Raw genomic sequence first — 16,818 nt, forward strand, 5'->3', positions numbered from 1 at the left:
GACGGATGTCGACGGCCGGCCATCGGTCTGTCCGCACCGGTCAGATCGCAGCTCAGAGCAGGAGCTCGGGCCGGAGTCCGGCCGGTGCGTCGTCCTCATCCCGCTCCCTCCCAGCGGGGCCGATTCTAGGCCGGTATCTCCGTGGTCTGCGCCCGTGGCGCCGAGGGAATGATGCCCAGCGGGATGACATACGTCTCACGCTCGTTGATGTCGATCGCGTAGCACTGCCAGCCGAAACCGCCCGGCCCGCTCAGGTCGAAGCGCGCATCGAAGCCGATGGCTACCGGATAGTACCGGGCCGTGGCCACGCTGCAGGCGTTGTCGGCCGTGGTCGACGCGATCTGCAGGCTGGTGAGGATACCCGGAACAATCAAGGCCACCAGCCCGAGCACGACCACGATGCGCATCAGGGCCAGCGTGCGCCGACTGCGCAGGGGCCTGGCGGCATCCTGCGGCTCGTAACCGGAGAGTTCGGGGTGGTCGTCGCTCATCATCAGGCTCCCAGTATCGCAAACCGTTTCGCATCTGTTGCCGAATCGGACGATTGTTGCCGGCGTACGGGCAACACTTGACCGCTGCGGCAACACTTTCCGCGGTGGGAGTGACTCGGCTGCCCCTCCCCAGGCTCTCAGGGTGGCAGAGGTCCCCCGAATCGCCCGCGAAGCTGCCCGTGGCTGCCTCGCACTGCCAACCTCGCCACATGGCTGACGAGCGCATCGACGAGCACACCGGGCTCTACCTCTCCAAAGGGGGAGGGTCAACCGAGTCGGACGATCGGCAGTTTCGGCGGGAGGTGCAGTTCGGGAGGAGCGCAGTGCGGTTGCGCCGCGGCGTCTTCACCAGCACGGAGCACTGGGCTCCGCTCTCACCGCAGCAGAGGCACCTCGCGCAGATCCGCGCAGTCGTCGCCACTCGAAAGCGGGACCCGGTGATCAGCCATCAATCGGCCGCGGCCGTGTGGGGGATTCCCCTGCCTGAGGCCTGGCCGAGCACGGTTCACGTGCTGGCGCCACCGCAGTCCCGGGCGCGCAGCAAGAACGGCGTGACGGTCCACCGCAGCCCTATTCCGGACGCGGATGTCGTCGACGTCGACGGGATGCTGGTGACCAGTCCCGCCCGAACCCTGCTCGACCTGGCGCGCACCATGCGTTTCGCCACTGCCGTCGTTGCGATCGACCATGCGCTCAATCCGCGGAGTGCAGCTCCCGAGGTCTTCCTGACGGTGGAGGTGCTGCGCGAGAAGTTGCAGGAGTCGAGTTCGGCCCGTGGGCTGGTGCGGGCGAATCGGGCCATCAGCTTCGCCCGGCCCAACGCGGACAACCCGGGTGAATCGCTGAGCCGCGTGGCGATCTTCGAGCTGGGCTTCCCCGATCCGCTATTGCAGACGTGCCACCCGAACCCCCGCGGCGGCTTCTACTTCACCGACTTCGAGTGGCCGGACTATCGCCTGATCGGGGAGTTCGACGGGCAGGGCAAATATCTGAAGGATGAGTATCTGCGGGGTCTCACACCGGGTGAAGCTGTCACCCGGGAGAAGATTCGGGAGGACGACCTCCGCTCGGAAGGCAACGGGATGGCCCGCTGGGGGCCGACCGATGTTCGCCAGCGCCGGTCGCTGTTGCGCATCCTCACCACCGCGGGGCTTCCCGTCCTGCGTTGATGGGCCGCCTGGCCGACACGAGTGTTGCCGGAGCGGACAACTGGTGCCCGTGTACGGGCAACACTTGTCCGCTCCGGCAACAGTTGCGGAAGCGGTGACAGGCGGCGGGGCGGCCAGGGCGGCTAGTGCGAGGAACCCTCGGTGGCGATCTCGCTGCGGTCGCCCGACCACAGGGTGTGGAAGGTGCCGGGCATGTCCACGCGCTTGTACGTGTGGGCGCCGAAGAAGTCGCGCTGTCCCTGCACCAGGGCGGCCGGCAACCGTTCGCTCGCGAGCGAGTCGAAGTAGCTGAGCGCCGACGCGAAACCGGGCACCGGGATGCCCGACAGCGCCGCCGTCGAGACGACGCGGCGCCACGCCGACTCGCCATCGGCGACGGCCTGGGCGAAGTACGGGTCGGCGAGCAGGGTAGGGATCGACGGGTCGTTCGCGTAGGCATCCACGATGCGGTTGAGGAACTGGGCGCGAATGATGCAGCCGCCGCGCCAGATTGTGGCGATGGCGCCCTTGTCGACGCTCCAGCCGTACTTGACCGCGCCGGCGATGATCGCGTCGAAGCCCTGGGCGTAGGCGACGACCTTCGACGCGTAGAGCGCCTGGCGCACGTCGTCCTGGAAGGTGTGGCCGACGACGGCGATCTCCGGGCGTGCGGTGATGCCGGCGCGCACGGGGACGCGCTGCTCCGGGTGGCTGGACACGGCGCGGGCGAAAACGGCCTCGGCGATGCCGCCGACGGGCACGCCCAGGTCGAGCGCGTTCTGCACGGTCCAGACTCCGGTGCCCTTGGACCCGGCCTCGTCGAGCACCACGTCGATGAACGGCAGGCCGGTCTTCGCGTCCACCTGGCGCAGCACCTCGGCGGTGATCTCGATCAGGTAGCTCTCGAGGTCACCCTCATTCCACTCCGTGAACACGTCGGCGATCGCGGCGGGGGAGTGCCCGGTCACCTTGCGGAGCAGGTCGTAGGCCTCGGCAATCAGCTGCATGTCGGCGTATTCGATGCCGTTGTGGATCATCTTGACGAAGTGACCGGCGCCATCCGTGCCGATGTGGGTGACGCAGGGCACACCGTCGACGACGGCCGCGATCGACTCGAGGATCGGGCCGAGGGTCGTGTAGGCCTCCACCGAGCCGCCTGGCATGATGCTGGGGCCCTTGAGCGCGCCCTCTTCACCGCCGGAGATGCCGGCGCCGACGAAGTTCACGCCCGTGGCGCGCACCTCCTTCTCGCGGCGGATGGTGTCCTGGAAGTCGGCGTTGCCGCCGTCGACGATGATGTCGCCGGGCTCGAACAGGGCGGTCAGCTGGCTGATCACGGCGTCCGTGCCCGCACCGGCCTGCACCATGATGATCGCGGTACGCGGCTTCTGCAGCGACGCCACGAACTCCTCGATGGTTTCCGAGGCAACGAAGCCGGCCTCGGGGTGCTCAGTGGTGAGCAGCCGGGTGCGTTCGGGAGAGCGGTTGTACACCGCCACGGTGTTGCCCGCGCGGCTGGCGAGGTTGCGGGCGAGGTTCGAGCCCATCACCGCCAGTCCCACTACGCCAATGTTTGCCTGTGCTGCGCCGGTTTCGGCCACGTTTGCTCCTTCAGCTGTCAATTCTTGAAACTCCTTCAAGGCTAGTCGCTCGGCCCGGGGCCGTTACATGGCGTGCAGCGGGCAGCTCCGGTGACGGATGTCCGGGCGCGCGTTCCCCGCGCCCGGTCGTCTCCGCTAGACTTACCAGTTGAACTTCGGCGAGGGCTGCCGCCCGCCGGGAAACCGTGGGTGCGGCATCCGTTATCGACGCGGCGGAATGCTTCACGGCCTTTCCTCACGCTGACACGCGTTCGAGTTGAAATTGAACCAGTACCCACCTTTGCAGGCGTCTCGCCCGCAAACCAGATCTGGGCCGTAGCGGTCCGCAAGGAGAAACACCATGGCTGACGCCACCAACAAGATTGCCGCCGACCTGCGCGTGAAGTTCGGCAAGGGCGCGGCCCGCAAGCTGCGCGTGCTGGGCAAGATCCCCGCCGTCATGTACGGCCACGGCACCACCCCGGTCCACGTCGCGCTCCCCGCGCACCAGATCGGCCTGCTGCTGCGTCGTGCGAACGCCGTCCTCGAGCTGGAGATCGACGGCAAGAGCCACCTGACCCTGGTCAAGGACGTTCAGAAGGACCCGTTCCTGCAGATCATCGAGCACCTCGACCTCATCGTCATCCGCAAGGGCGAGAAGGTCCAGGTCGAGGTTTCCGTGCACGTGACCGGCGAGCCGGCCCCCGGAATGGTCGCCGACCTGGACACCAAGACCCTGCTGCTCGAGGTCGAGGCCATCAACATCCCCCAGAACCTCCCGCTCTCCATCGAGGGCCTCGAGGAGGGCGCGCAGATCCACGCCAAGGACGTCGAGCTCCCCAAGGGTGCCACGCTCATCTCCGACGAAGAAGCCGTCGTCGTGTCCGTGCACCTGCCGGTTGAAGAGGAAGAGGAAGAAGAGGCCGAGGCCGTTGAGGGCGAAGAGGCCGAGGCTGCTCCCGCCGAGTAGTCATTCCCTTCTGGTTTCGCGTCAAGCGGAGGATTCCCCTGGACGACAATCTCTGGCTCGTAGTCGGGCTCGGCAACCCCGGGCCCGACTACGCCGGTAATCGACACAACGTCGGCCACATGGTGGCTGCCGTGCTCGCCGACCGTGTGTCGGCGAATTTCAAGAACCATAAAACGAATTCGTCGGTCGCCGAGGGGCGCAGCTTCCCCGGTGGTCCGAAGCTGGTGCTGGCCAAGCCGAACACGTACATGAACGTGTCCGGCGGGCCAGTGGCCGCGCTGCTGCGTTTCTACTCACTGCAGCCGTCGCACTTGATTGTGATCCACGACGACCTCGACATCCCGTTCGACACGATGAAGATCAAGGTCGGCGGCGGCCACGGCGGCCACAACGGGCTGCGCGACATCATCGCCGCCATCGGCACGAACGAATTCACCCGCATTCGCGTCGGCGTCGGTCGTCCGCCCGGGCGTCAGCCGGCCGCGGACTTCGTGCTGCACGACTTCACGTCGACCGAGCGTTCGGCCCTGCCCAACCTGTTGACGGATGCCGCCGACGCGATCGAACTCATCTCCGCCGAGGGCGTCACCGCCGCGCAGCAGAAGTTCCACGCCCCGTAGCCTCCCGCGACAGTGCCCGTTCCGGTCGACAGTGACCGGCGCAACGGGCACTCTCGACCGGAACGGGTCAGCCGGTGGCTGTCAGCCGGGTTGCGTACACTTGTCCGGTGACCCTTCAGGGCTTAATTGCCACACTTTCGCGCGCCTCCACATTCGACAACGCACTCGCCTTCGCGAACCGCGACGTCGACTTCTCCCTCGCCGAAGGGCTGCGCGCTCCGCTGCTCGCCGCACTGCTCGAGCGTCGCCGCGAGCTGGGCAAGGCCCCGGCCCTGCTTCTGATCACCGCCACCGGTCGGGAATCGGAGTCGCTGCACGAGAACCTCAACTCCTTCACCGACCACGCCGAAATCATCGACTTCCCCGCCTGGGAGACTCTGCCGCATGAGCGCCTCAGCCCCAGCGCCGAAATCGTCGGCAAACGCCTCTACGCCCTGCGACGGATGCGTGAGTGGGAGGAGAGCGCCCCCGCGGCCAGGCGTCCCCTGATCGTGATCGCCTCCGTGCGCGCCGCGCTGCAGCCCGTGGCCGACAACCTCACCGACTACGAGCCGATCGACCTGGTCGCCGGCCAGCGCGGCCACGACCTCTCGGCCATCGCCCGTCAGCTCGTCGACGTGGCTTACGCCCGCGTGGACATGGTCACCCGTCGCGGTGAGTTCGCCGTGCGCGGTGGCATCCTCGACGTCTTCCCGTCGATCGCCCCGCACCCCTTCCGGGTCGAATTCTTCGGTGACGAGGTCGAGCAGATCCGTGCGTTCTCAGTCGCCGACCAGCGTTCCTTCCCCGACCCGGTCGATTCGGTCAGCCTGCCGCCGAGCCGCGAGCTGCTGCTGAGCCCTGCCGTGCGACAGCGCGCCCGCGAGATGCAGCACGAGTTCCCGAGCCTGTCCGGCCTGCTGGCCAAGATCGCCGAGGGCATCCCGGTCGAGGGCATGGAGAGCCTGGCGCCCGCCCTCGTCGACCGGCTCGTGCCGATCACGCACTACCTGCCCGCAGAGGCGGCCGTCGCCGTGATCTCACCCGAACGCGTCGCCTCGCGGGCGATCAGCCTGGCTGAGACGAACCGGGAATTCCTCGGTGCTGCGTGGAGCGCCGCGACCGCGGGTGCCGAGGCCCCGATCGACCTGGAATCCGGCGACTTCCTCACCCTCGGGCGGCTGCGGGACGCCGTGCAGTTCAGTGCGCCCGGCGCCCCGTCGTCCGCACATGTGTGGTGGACCCTGAGCTCCTTCCAGGCGGCGCCGACGGATGCCCCGGTGCTGCCCGAGCACCGGGAGATCGATGACCTGCTCACCGTCCGGGTCGAGGGCGACGCTGTTCCGAGCTTCCAGGGCAGTGTCGAGGGAGCCGTCGGCCATCTGGCCGAGCGGATGAAGGCAGGCTGGACCGTCGGCATCGTTGCCCAGGGTGCCGGGCTGGTCGAACGCGCCGCCGACGTTCTGGCCGAGCGGGAGCTCCCCGCCCGGATCGTCACGGAATGGCCCAGCGCACCGGAACCCGGCATCGCGTACCTGCTGCAGGCATCCGTCGACCACGGTTTCGAAATACCGGAGACGAAACTCTCCCTCGTCAGCGAGTCCGAGTTCTACGGCCGCACGGTCGGTTACGACGCGCGCCAGGTGAAGAAGCTGGCCAGCCGTCGCAAAAACGTCGTCGACCCGCTGCAGCTGAAGGCCGGCGACCACGTTGTGCACCAGACGCACGGCATCGGCCGGTTCATCGAGCTGACCCAGCGCGAGGTCTCCAGCGGCGGTCGCAACCCGGTCAAGACCAAGCGAGAGTACCTCGTTCTCGAGTACGCGCCGTCCAAGCGCGGGCACCCGGGAGACAAGCTGTTCGTGCCCACCGACCAGCTCGACCTGGTCAGCCGGTACGTCGGCGGCGAGGCTCCGGCGCTGAGCAAGATGGGCGGCAGCGACTGGTCGGCCGCGAAGACCAAGGCGCGTCGCGCGGTGCGCGACATCGCCGTTGAACTCGTCAAGCTCTACTCCGCACGGATGGCCAGCAAGGGCCACGCTTTCGGGCCGGACACCCCCTGGCAGCGCGAGCTGGAGGAGGCGTTCCCGTTCGCGGAGACCCCCGACCAGCTCACCACCATCGACGAGGTCAAGGCCGACATGGAGCGGCCCATCCCGATGGACCGGCTGCTCTCCGGCGACGTCGGCTTCGGCAAGACCGAGGTGGCTGTGCGGGCCGCGTTCAAGGCCATCCAGGACGGCAAGCAGGTCGTCATGCTCGTGCCGACCACCCTGCTCGTGCGCCAGCATATGGAGACGTTCCAGGAGCGCTTCGCCGGGTTCCCGGTGCACCTGCGCGCGCTCAGCCGGTTCCAGACCGAGAAGGAGTCCCGTGAGACCATCGCCGGGATGCTGGACGGCACCGTCGACCTGGTGATCGGCACGCACCGCCTCCTGTCGGACTCCATCGTCTTCAAGGACCTGGGCCTGGTGATCATCGACGAGGAGCAGCGCTTCGGCGTGGAGCACAAGGACGCCCTGAAGAAGCTCAAGACCAATGTGGACATCCTCGCGATGAGCGCCACACCCATCCCACGCACGCTGGAGATGGCGGTCACCGGCATCCGGGAGATGTCCACGCTGGCGACCCCGCCGGAAGACCGGCACCCGATCCTCACCTTCGTCGGGCCGTACTCCGACCGCCAGGTGGCCGCGGCGATCCGGCGGGAGCTGTTGCGCGAGGGGCAGATCTTCCTCGTGCACAACCGGGTGTCCAGCATCAACCGGGTGGCCGCCGCGCTCGCCGAGCTCGTGCCCGAGGCGCGCATCGCGGTGGCGCACGGCCAGCTGCCCGAGGCTCAGCTCGAGCAGGTCGTCGTGGACTTCTGGGAGCGCAAGTTCGACGTTCTCGTCTCCACCACGATCATCGAGACCGGCCTGGACATCGCCAACGCGAATACGATCATCATCGACCGGGCCGACAAGTTCGGCCTCAGCCAGCTGCACCAGCTGCGCGGGCGGGTCGGCCGCGGCCGCGAACGCGCCTACGCCTACTTCCTCTACGACGAGAACAAGCCCCTGACCGAGATCGCGCACGACCGTCTGGCCACGATCGCGGCGAACAACGAGCTCGGCGCCGGCATGCAGGTCGCGCTGAAAGACCTCGAGATCCGTGGCGCGGGCAACCTGCTCGGCGGCGAACAGGCCGGCCACATCGCCGGGGTCGGTTTCGACCTCTACCTCCGCATGATCGGTGAGGCCGTCAGCACATTCCGTGGCGACGTCGCCGAGGGGCAGACCGAGCTGCGGCTGGAACTGCCCGTCGATGCGCACATCCCCGAGGACTACGTGGACAGCGAGCGGCTGCGCCTCGAGGCCTACCAGAAGCTCTCCGCGGCCAGTTCGCCCACGGCCGCGAAGGACCAGATCGACCTGGTGCTCGAGGAGCTCACCGACCGGTACGGCGAACCGCCGCAGCCCGTGCAGAACCTGGTGCTGGTGTCGCGGCTGCGCTGGCTGGCCCAGCAGGCCGGACTGGGCGAGGTCGTGGCCATGGGACCGAACCTGCGGGTGGCCCCGGCCGACCTCGCCGACTCGATGCAGGTGCGTCTGCAGCGCATGTACCCCGGCTCGCGCTACTTCACCCAGAACGGCTCGTTGACGGTGCCCATGCCGCGTGTCAACGGGGAACCGCTCGGGGATGCCGCACTGATCGCGTGGGCCGGCACCCTGCTCGACGCGATCTTCCCGCGTCCGGTCGCGGCTGTCGCCTAGCCCGTCACCGTCCCGTCGGTGATCTCCGGGCCGACGATCGGGGGCGATTAGAGTTATCCGGTGACCTCTTCAGACATCCCCACCCGCCCGGCGTCCGCCTCCAGTCTCGACGAACTCGTGCGCGTGGTGGCCTTGCTCCGTGCCCCGGGCGGATGCCCATGGGATGCCGAGCAGACCCACGAGTCGCTGGTGCAGTACCTGACCGAGGAGACGCACGAACTGATCGAAGCCATCGAGTCGGGCAGCCGTGACGAGTTGCTCGAGGAGCTCGGCGACGTGCTCTACCAGGTGGTCTTCCACGCCGACCTCGCGGCGCACACCGCGGGCGAGGACTTCGACATCCACGATGTCGCCGCGCACATGACCGCAAAAATGGTGGGGCGGCATCCGCATGTCTTCGGCGACGTGAACCTGGAAACCGCCGACGACGTGGCCCGTGCCTGGGACGACTTCAAGGCCGCGGAGAAACCCTCCCGCACGAGCGTGCTCGACGGTATCCCGCAGGGAATGCCGGCGCTCGCCCTCGCCGACAAGGTGCTCGGCCGGGCCCAGAAGATCGGGCTGCTCGGAACCGAGGCCGCGTTCCCGCTCCCGATCGAGAGTGAGGACCAGCTCGGCCCGCTGCTGCTGGCGATCGTGTCCGCGGCCAAAAGCCAGGGCCTCGACTCGGAGCGTGCGCTGCGCACGGCACTTCGCGGGCTGCAGGACGAGATCCGCGAGGCCGAGTCGACGGATGCCGTCGACGTGGCCGACGCCGGCATCATCGGCCTGCCCGGCTGACCCCGTCGCGGCCGCGACTGTTGCTGTAACGGACAACCGTTGCCGGTGTGCCGGCAACAGTTGTCCGCTTCGGCAACGTTTAGAGGCGGCGGACGGCCTCCGGCGCGGTGGTGCCCGCCGGGCAGAGGCGGTACCGTCAGACCATGAGCCAGACATCCTTCAACGACCTTCTGTCCGCCCAGATCGGCAACGAATTCGCTGCGTCTCAGCAGTACATCGCCATCGCCGTCTGGTTCGACAACCAAGCTCTGCCGCGACTTGCCGCCCACTTCTACGCGCAGTCGATCGAAGAGCGCAACCACGCCATGATGCTCGTGCAGTACCGCCTGGACCGCGACCTGGGCGTCGAAATCCCCGGAATCCCGGCCGTGCGCAACGACTTCACCCTCGCGGTCGAGCCCATCGCGTTGGCACTCGCCCAGGAGAAGCAGGTCACCGCGCAGATCGAGGCCATGTTCCGTGCCGCCCGCACCGACGGAGATGCTCTCGGCGAGCAGGCGATGCTCTGGTTCCTCAAGGAACAGGTGGAGGAAGTGGCGTCCATGTCCACTCTCCTGACCATCGCCCAGCGGGCCGGGGACAACCTCTTCGACATCGAGAACTACATCGCACGGGAGACCGTGGCCGGAGGCCCCGTCGACTCCGACGCCCCGGGAGCGGCGGGCGGCGCGCTCTGAGCCGATCGGGCAGAGCCGGCCCCGACCAGACGACCGGGTCCGAACTGGCACAATTGGGGCTATGGCAACACCTGTGACCCCTCCCCGCGGTATGCGCGACTTCCTCCCCGCCGACAAAGCCACCAGGGAGCACGCGCTGGCCGTGATCCGGCGCAGCTTCGCGGCGCACGGCTTCGACGAGATCGAGACCCCCGTCATGGAGGATGCCGCCCGGCTGCACTCGGGGCTCGGTGGCGACAACGAGAAGCTCGCCTTCGCCGTGATGAAGCGTGGCCTCAAGCCGGCGGATGCCGCGGCCGCCGCCGAGTCCGGCGACCTGCTTGCGCTGGCCGACCTGGGGCTCCGGTTCGACCTCACCGTGCCGCTGGCCCGCTTCTACGCCACCCACCGTGCGGAGCTGCCCACGGTGTTCCGCTCCATCCAGATCGCACCGGTCTGGCGGGCGGAGCGCCCGCAGAAAGGGCGGTACCGCCAGTTCGTGCAGTGCGACATCGACATCATCGGCGAGTCCGGGCTGCTCGCCGAGATCGAGCTGATCACCGCGACCGCCGCCGCGCTCGACGCCCTCGGCCTGACCGGGTGCTCGATCCGGATCAACGACCGGCGCATCCTGACCGCCCTGCTGGCGCACTGGCAGGTGGCACCCGAGCTGAACGAACGGGCGCTGATCGTGATCGACAAGCTCGACAAGATCGGCGTCGAGGGGGTCGTCAGCGAGCTCGGCGGCCTGGGCATCCCCACCGACGGTGTCGCCGAGACCCTGACCCTGATCGCCGACGTCGGCTGGAACGCGGCCGAACCGACCCCTCCGGTCTGGCTCGACGGCGACGCCTACGCCGATCTGCTCGCCCTCCGTGCCGCGCTGCCCGGGGTGCGGCTCGTGTTCGACCCGACCCTCGTGCGCGGAATGGGCTACTACACGGGCACCATCTTCGAGATCAGCCACCCGGACCTCGGCTATTCCCTCGGCGGCGGAGGCCGGTACGACGGCATGATCGGACGGTTCCTCGGCACCGACGTGCCGGCCTGCGGGTTCTCGATCGGTTTCGAACGCATCGTCGACCTGCTGGGGGCGGATGCCGCATCCGCCGAGAACGCCGTCGTGCTCGTGTACGACAAGGGAACAGACCCCGCCCGGCTCGTGGCGCTGAAGCGAACACTGGTCGAACAGGGTCTCCGGGTGCGCCTCGAACAGCGCACCAAGAACGTCAAGGCACTGCTGGAACGCGCGGCCGGAGCGGGATACGGGCGCTACGCCTTCGTCGGACCCGGCACCCCCGGCGCGGCCGACCTCGAGTTCCGTTCCCTCGGCGGCTGAGCCCAGTCGCTAGACTGTTATGGGATTGGAATACGGTGCTGTCTTCCTCGATTCCCCAGACCAACACTCAACAATTAATAAACACAAAGGAAACAGGAGATAGCTGTGGCTCTCATTGAGGCAGTAGTAGCACGCGAGATTCTTGACTCCAGAGGCAACCCGACCGTTGAGGTCGAGGTATTGCTTGATGACGGTTCGGTTAGCCGCGCCGCCGTTCCGTCCGGCGCATCCACTGGTGCGTTCGAGGCTTACGAGCTTCACGACGGCGACAAGTCACGTTATTTGGGCAAGGGCGTTCTGAAGGCCGTTGACGCCGTCATCGACGAGCTCGGCCCGGCAGTCGAAGACCTCGACGCCGCGGACCAGCGCATCATCGACGCCGTCCTGAACGAGACCGACGGGACCGACAACAAGCACCGCGTCGGCGCCAACGCCATCCTCGGCGTCAGCCTGGCCGTCGCCAAGGCCGCCGCCACCTCGGCCGGCCTTCCGTTGTTCCGCTACCTCGGTGGCCCGAACGCACACACCCTTCCGGTCCCGATGATGAACATCATCAACGGTGGCTCCCATGCCGACAACGACGTGGACATCCAGGAATTCATGGTTGTCCCGCTCGGCGCCGAGTCCTTCGCCGAGGGCCTCCGCTGGGGCACCGAGACCTACCACGCGCTCAAGGCGCTGCTCAAGTCGAAGGGCCTCTCCACCGGCCTCGGCGACGAGGGTGGCTTCGCCCCCAACCTGCCGAGCAACCGTGCCGCTCTCGACCTCATCGTCGAAGCCATCCAGAACGCCGGCTACACGCCCGGCAAGGACATCGGCCTTGCGCTGGACTGCGCCGCGTCGGAGTTCTACAAGGACGGCGTCTACCACTTCGAGGGCAAGGAACTCACCGCCCAGGAGCTGTCGGCCTACTACGTCGAGCTCGTGGGTGCCTACCCGCTCGTCTCGATCGAAGACCCGCTCGAGGAAGACGACTGGGAGGGCTACGTGCACCTCACCGCCGAACTCGGCGACAAGGTCCAGATCGTCGGAGACGACCTGTTCGTGACGAACCCGGTTCGCCTGGCCAAGGGCCTGGCCCTCGGCACCGCGAACTCCATCCTGGTCAAGGTCAACCAGATCGGCACCCTGACCGAGACGCTCGACGCGGTTTCCCTCGCGCAGCGCGCCGGCTACACCGCCGTCATCTCGCACCGTTCCGGTGAGACCGAAGACACCTTCATCGCCGACCTCGCGGTCGCGACGGACGCCGGCCAGATCAAGACCGGAGCGCCCGCACGCAGCGAGCGCGTCGCGAAGTACAACCAGCTGCTCCGGATCGAAGAAGAGCTGGGCGAGGCCGCCGTATACGCGGGCCGCTCCGCTTTCCCGCGCTTCAAGGCGTAGTTCGACGGGAGCCCTCGAGGCGCGGGTTACGGCCCACGCCTCGAGGGCTCCATTTTTTTGTCCTTTTGCGGTTAGGGTTCCTTTGCGGGGCAACCGCAACATTGATGCGGGAAGGGAGCGGCTGTGGCCAGGAAAAGTGCCGACCGTGCACCTGTCGCGCTGCCCGACACCGAGACGCCCGCCGCCCGGTGGCTGAGGGGTCTGCGCCTGTCGGGCTTCTCCCTGGTGATGATGGGTCTGCTGATCATGGCTGTCGTCATCCTTGCTCCGGGCATCCGCACCTATGTGGACCAGCGCCAGCAGATCGACCGGCTCACAGCTGCTGTGGAGGCCCAGCAGGGGGCCGTGGAAGAGCTCAAAAGCGAGCGCGAGCGCTGGAACGACCGCACCTACGTCACCACCCAGGCCCGGGACCGGTTATCGTACGTGCTGCCCGGCGACGTGAGCTTCCTCGTCATCAACGACCTCGCGCTGCCGGTGACCGGCGGCGCTGCCGCTCCGGTCGCCACCCCCACCATCCAAACCACCAACGTCGATTGGCTGTCTTCCATGTTCGCCTCCGTAATGACGGCCGGTCTGGCTCCCGAGGCCGCGAAATGACCCGGCCCCCCTTCGCGTCGGTCACCGAGTCCGACATCAAGACCGTGTCCGCCCAGCTGGGCCGCCCGGCCCGCAACGTCGTGGGCATTGCCGGGCGCTGTGTGTGCGGCGCCCCGACGGTGGTGGCCACGGCGCCCCGCCTGGCCGACGGAACCCCGTTCCCCACCCTGTACTACCTGACCCACCCGGCGGCCACCGCGGCACTCTCGTTCCTCGAAGCCACCCAGGTGATGAACGAGTACAACCAGCTTCTCGCCGAGGACGACGATGTGCGCGCCCGCTACCGCCGAGCTCACGAGAGCTTCCTGGCCGACCGCGAGACCCTGGGCACGGTGCCGGAGATCGCCGGCATCTCCTCCGGCGGCATGCCCGAACGTGTGAAGTGCCTGCACGCGCTTGCCGCCCACTCCCTGGCCGCAGGTCCCGGCGTGAACCCGATCGGAGACCTCGCCCTCGCCCGCGCGGCCTGGACCCCCACCGTCTGCGAGTGCCTCGACTACACCGCGGCCGACGAGTGACCTTCTCCGCCTGGCGTCGAACCGGTGGGGGCATTGCCGTGGCCCTGGCGGTGGCGCTGGGCTCGGCATCCGTCGCCCCGGCTGCTCCCGCCTTCGCGGCGAACACGCAGGTGCGGGACCTGGAGTACTGGCTGAATGATTACGGATTCACCCAGGCCTGGAACACGACCCGCGGGGCAGGGGTGACGGTCGCCGTGATCGACACGGGCGTCGACGCGAGCGTGCCCGAGCTCACCGGCGCGGTCATCGGGGGCACGGATGTCTCCGGGCTCGGCTCGGCTGACGGGCAGACGCCTGTCGGTGAGGGCAGTGAGCACGGCACCCTGGTGGCCTCACTTCTGGCCGGCCGCGGCACGGGGGAGGGATCCGGTGTCCTGGGTGTGGCCCCGGAGGCGTCCATCCTGGCCGTCTCGGTGGCCTTCGGAAGCAGCGACGCCAGCCTCAGCAACGACGAGCAGATCGCCGAGGGCATTCGCTGGGCCGTTGACAACGGCGCCGACGTGATCAACATGTCCCTCACCCGCAATACTCTGGACTGGCCGTCGAGCTGGGACGACGCCTTCCTGTACGCCTTCGAGAACGACGTCGTCGTCGTTGCCGCCGCGGGCAACCGGGGCAGCGGAACGACCGAGGTGGGTGCCCCGGCCACGATCCCCGGCGTCCTGACCGTCGCCGGCGTCGACCGCACCAAGGGTGCCAGCTTCGACGCGTCCTCTCAGGGCATCACGATCTCCGTGGCGGCACCCAGCGAACAGCTCGTCGGTGTGGTTCCCGGTGGAGGCTACGTGCAGTGGAATGGCACGAGTGCGGCCGCACCCATTGTGTCGGGTCTCGTCGCGCTTGTGCGCGCCGCCTATCCCCGGCTTGACGCGGCCGAGGTGATGAACCGGGTGATCGCGACGGCCGACCCCAATGGACGCGAGGTGCCCAGCCCCATCTACGGCAACGGCCTGATCGACGCGGCGGCGGCGGTCACTGCTCTCGTTCCGGCGTCCACCAGTCCGGAACCGGCGGCCCTGCTGGAGGAATGGATCCGGGTGCACCGGCGCGCGGACACCGAACTCGCACCGACCCCGGACACCTCGACGCAGGTTCCGGTGGCCGTGCAGAACGACCCGGAGCGGCCGCTGCCGAGCGTGGCCGCAGCGTGGTTGCCCACCCCGCTCACCCTGACCTATGTCAGCGTGCCGCTCATGGTGCTGATCGGGTTTGGTACTCTAGTAACGCTGTTCGGCATCGGGGCCACTCGGCACATCAAGCGAATACGATCAAAACGGTAAGTTTTCGCGAATCCAAATCTTGTAGGAGGACTTCCCTAGTGCCCAAAATTCTGATTGTCGGTGGCGGCTACGCCGGTTTCTACACTGCGTGGAAGCTGGAGAAATGGCTCCGCACCGGCGAGGCTGAGGTCACCATGGTCGACCCGCTTCCGTATATGACCTACCAGCCGTTCCTGCCGGAGGTGGCGGCCGGGTCCATCGAGGCCCGTCACGCCGTCGTCGCGCACCGGCGCCACCTCAAGAAGACCACCGTCGTCACGGCGAAGGTCACCCACATCGACCACGCCACCAAGACGGCGACCATCACCCCGCCCATCGGCGAGCCGTACGAATTCGTGTACGACATCGTCGTGGTGACGGCCGGCGCGGTCTCCCGCACCTTCCCGATCCCGGGCGTCGCCGACCAGGCGATCGGGCTCAAGACCATCGAGGAAGCCGTCGCCATCCGCGACCGGATCCTCACCAACTTCGACAAGGCAGCCCTGCTGCCGGCCGGTCCCGAGCGCGATCGCCTGCTCACCTTCGTCGTCATCGGCGGCGGTTTCGCCGGCATCGAGGTCTTCGCCGAGCTGCGCTCCTTCGCCTCGTCGCTGCTCAAGTCCTACCCGCAGATCGGGTTCGACGACACCCACTTCCACCTGATCGAGGCCATGGGGCGCATCATGCCCGAGGTTTCCCTGCCGACCAGCCTCTGGGTCATCAAGCACCTCGACGAGCGCGGCGCTCAGATCCACCTGAACACGCAACTGACCAGCGCGGTCGACGGCAAGATCGAGCTCTCCACCGGTGAGAGCTTCGAAACCGACCTGATCGTCTGGACGGCCGGCGTCATGGCGAACCCGGCCATCGTTCGCCACACGGACCTGCCCATCGAAGAGCGCGGCCGCCTGCAGGTGCGCCCCGACCTGCGCGTCGGCACCGAGGACGAGATCATCATCGACGCCTGGGGTGCCGGCGACATCACCGCAGTGCCCGACCTCAGCGGCGGCGGCGTGGGCGGCTTCTGCGTGCCCAACGCCCAGCACGCCGTGCGCCAGGGCAAGCTTCTCGCGAAGAACATCGTCGCGGTTCTGCGCGACGAGGCACCCAAGGAATACGAGCACAAGAACCTCGGCGCCGTGGCCGGTCTGGGAATCGGTTCCGGTGTCTTCCAATCCGGCAAGATCGCCATCAAGGGCCTGCCGGCCTGGTTCGCCCACCGCGGCTACCACGGCCTGGCCATGCCGAGCTGGGAGCGCAAGCTGCGCGTCGTCTGGGGATGGGTGAACAACTTCTTCCTCGGGCGCGACATCGTGTCCCTGGCCGCGGTGGAGAACCCGCGGGCCACGTTCGTGGAGTTCGCCTCGCGTCCCAAGCCGGCCGCGGATGCCGCCGCTCCGACCAAGGCCCCCGCGACCGCCGCTCCGGCCGCCGCGGTACCGCCCGTCACGGTCCCGGCGGTCAAGGCACGGGCACCTCGTGCCCCGCGCCCGACCGCAGGTAAGAAAGCCGCCGAGCAGGCCGAGGAAACAGCAGCCGTCAAGTAGCAGCGCCTGGGGGTGCCCGTGGGTCAATCCGCGGGCGCCCCAGCGCCTGCCCTCGACTCATTCGGTTGAGTGACGCGCCCCCGTAGCCCAATGGCAGAGGCAGACGACTTAAAATCGTCACAGTCTGGGTTCGACCCCCAGCGGGGGCACCATGCACCACCGCTCATGATCGCGCGCACGCAGCGCCGGG

Annotated in this window: 14 protein-coding genes and 1 tRNA gene; 13 read left to right on the forward strand and 2 right to left on the reverse strand. The window is 68.0% G+C overall.

The window, feature by feature from the left end; translation table 11 throughout:
- Positions 1-125: 125 nt before the first annotated feature.
- Positions 126-491 carry a hypothetical protein gene (locus tag E3T49_RS11575; RefSeq protein ID WP_241972791.1) on the reverse strand — a complete coding sequence of 122 codons (366 nt, stop codon included), beginning with the start codon at positions 489-491 and terminating at the stop codon, positions 126-128.
- 209 nt (positions 492-700) lie between these two features.
- Here E3T49_RS11575 and E3T49_RS11580 point away from each other — a divergent pair, with 209 nt between their 5' ends.
- Positions 701-1,660 carry a type IV toxin-antitoxin system AbiEi family antitoxin domain-containing protein gene (locus E3T49_RS11580; RefSeq protein ID WP_134425065.1) on the forward strand — a complete coding sequence of 320 codons (960 nt, stop codon included), beginning with the start codon at positions 701-703 and terminating at the stop codon, positions 1,658-1,660.
- A 122-nt stretch (positions 1,661-1,782) separates the two neighbouring features.
- Here the strand turns inward: E3T49_RS11580 and gndA are convergent, their stop codons facing one another.
- Complete coding sequence (gene gndA / locus E3T49_RS11585) at positions 1,783-3,186, reverse strand: NADP-dependent phosphogluconate dehydrogenase (RefSeq protein WP_241972796.1); 1,404 nt, start codon at positions 3,184-3,186, stop codon at positions 1,783-1,785.
- Positions 3,187-3,580: 394 nt separating this feature from the next.
- Between gndA and E3T49_RS11590 the strand changes: the two genes are divergently transcribed.
- The 12 genes from E3T49_RS11590 to E3T49_RS11645 all read left to right on the forward strand — a co-directional run bounded on the left by E3T49_RS11590 (position 3,581) and on the right by E3T49_RS11645 (position 16,780).
- The gene (locus E3T49_RS11590) at positions 3,581-4,189 is read left to right on the forward strand and encodes a 50S ribosomal protein L25/general stress protein Ctc (RefSeq protein WP_134425067.1); all 609 of its coding nucleotides are present in this window, start codon (positions 3,581-3,583) and stop codon (positions 4,187-4,189) included.
- A 38-nt stretch (positions 4,190-4,227) separates the two neighbouring features.
- Entirely contained in the window at positions 4,228-4,809 is a 582-nt protein-coding gene (gene pth / locus E3T49_RS11595; protein ID WP_134425068.1) for an aminoacyl-tRNA hydrolase, read from the forward strand.
- A gap of 107 nt (positions 4,810-4,916) precedes the next feature.
- Positions 4,917-8,543 (forward strand): transcription-repair coupling factor, encoded by a 3,627-nt coding sequence (gene mfd / locus E3T49_RS11600; protein ID WP_134425069.1) that lies wholly within the window; start codon positions 4,917-4,919, stop codon positions 8,541-8,543.
- Between the two features lie 60 nt (positions 8,544-8,603).
- Positions 8,604-9,323, forward strand: a complete 720-nt coding sequence (locus tag E3T49_RS11605; RefSeq protein WP_134425070.1) for a nucleoside triphosphate pyrophosphohydrolase — start codon at positions 8,604-8,606, stop codon at positions 9,321-9,323.
- Positions 9,324-9,466: 143 nt separating this feature from the next.
- Positions 9,467-10,000, forward strand: a complete 534-nt coding sequence (locus E3T49_RS11610) for a ferritin (protein ID WP_134425071.1) — start codon at positions 9,467-9,469, stop codon at positions 9,998-10,000.
- Positions 10,001-10,061: 61 nt separating this feature from the next.
- The gene (hisS, locus tag E3T49_RS11615) at positions 10,062-11,318 is read left to right on the forward strand and encodes a histidine--tRNA ligase (protein ID WP_134425072.1); all 1,257 of its coding nucleotides are present in this window, start codon (positions 10,062-10,064) and stop codon (positions 11,316-11,318) included.
- A 105-nt stretch (positions 11,319-11,423) separates the two neighbouring features.
- Positions 11,424-12,704 carry a phosphopyruvate hydratase gene (eno, locus tag E3T49_RS11620; protein WP_134425073.1) on the forward strand — a complete coding sequence of 427 codons (1,281 nt, stop codon included), beginning with the start codon at positions 11,424-11,426 and terminating at the stop codon, positions 12,702-12,704.
- Between the two features lie 123 nt (positions 12,705-12,827).
- Positions 12,828-13,304 (forward strand): FtsB family cell division protein, encoded by a 477-nt coding sequence (locus E3T49_RS11625; protein WP_134425074.1) that lies wholly within the window; start codon positions 12,828-12,830, stop codon positions 13,302-13,304.
- Positions 13,301-13,822 (forward strand): DUF501 domain-containing protein, encoded by a 522-nt coding sequence (locus tag E3T49_RS11630; RefSeq protein ID WP_134425075.1) that lies wholly within the window; start codon positions 13,301-13,303, stop codon positions 13,820-13,822. Before E3T49_RS11625 ends, E3T49_RS11630 begins: the two co-directional genes overlap by 4 nt.
- Positions 13,819-15,102: a S8 family serine peptidase gene (locus E3T49_RS11635; protein WP_241972792.1), complete on the forward strand. Its 1,284-nt coding sequence runs from the start codon at positions 13,819-13,821 to the stop codon at positions 15,100-15,102. The genes E3T49_RS11630 and E3T49_RS11635 overlap by 4 nt, the downstream gene beginning before the upstream one ends.
- 38 nt (positions 15,103-15,140) lie before the next feature.
- Entirely contained in the window at positions 15,141-16,628 is a 1,488-nt protein-coding gene (locus E3T49_RS11640; RefSeq protein WP_134425076.1) for an NAD(P)/FAD-dependent oxidoreductase, read from the forward strand.
- A 76-nt stretch (positions 16,629-16,704) separates the two neighbouring features.
- Positions 16,705-16,780, forward strand: a tRNA-Leu gene (locus E3T49_RS11645).
- Positions 16,781-16,818: the final 38 nt, after the last annotated feature.

Origin of the sequence: Cryobacterium cryoconiti (assembly GCF_004403065.1) — a bacterium.
In the GTDB taxonomy this organism is placed as follows: Bacteria; Actinomycetota; Actinomycetes; order Actinomycetales; family Microbacteriaceae; genus Cryobacterium; species Cryobacterium cryoconiti.

Bases quoted from the DNA above. Each gene is read 5' to 3' on its own strand.
- E3T49_RS11575 (WP_241972791.1), bottom strand. From the start codon at position 491: ATGAGCGACGACCACCCCGAACTCTCCGGTTACGAGCCGCAGGATGCC.
- gndA (WP_241972796.1), bottom strand. From the start codon at position 3,186: ATGGGCTCGAACCTCGCCCGCAACCTCGCCAGCCGCGCGGGCAACACC.
- hisS (WP_134425072.1), top strand. From the start codon at position 10,062: ATGGCAACACCTGTGACCCCTCCCCGCGGTATGCGCGACTTCCTCCCC.
- E3T49_RS11610 (WP_134425071.1), top strand. From the start codon at position 9,467: ATGAGCCAGACATCCTTCAACGACCTTCTGTCCGCCCAGATCGGCAAC.
- E3T49_RS11630 (WP_134425075.1), top strand. From the start codon at position 13,301: ATGACCCGGCCCCCCTTCGCGTCGGTCACCGAGTCCGACATCAAGACC.
- E3T49_RS11580 (WP_134425065.1), top strand. From the start codon at position 701: ATGGCTGACGAGCGCATCGACGAGCACACCGGGCTCTACCTCTCCAAA.
- E3T49_RS11590 (WP_134425067.1), top strand. From the start codon at position 3,581: ATGGCTGACGCCACCAACAAGATTGCCGCCGACCTGCGCGTGAAGTTC.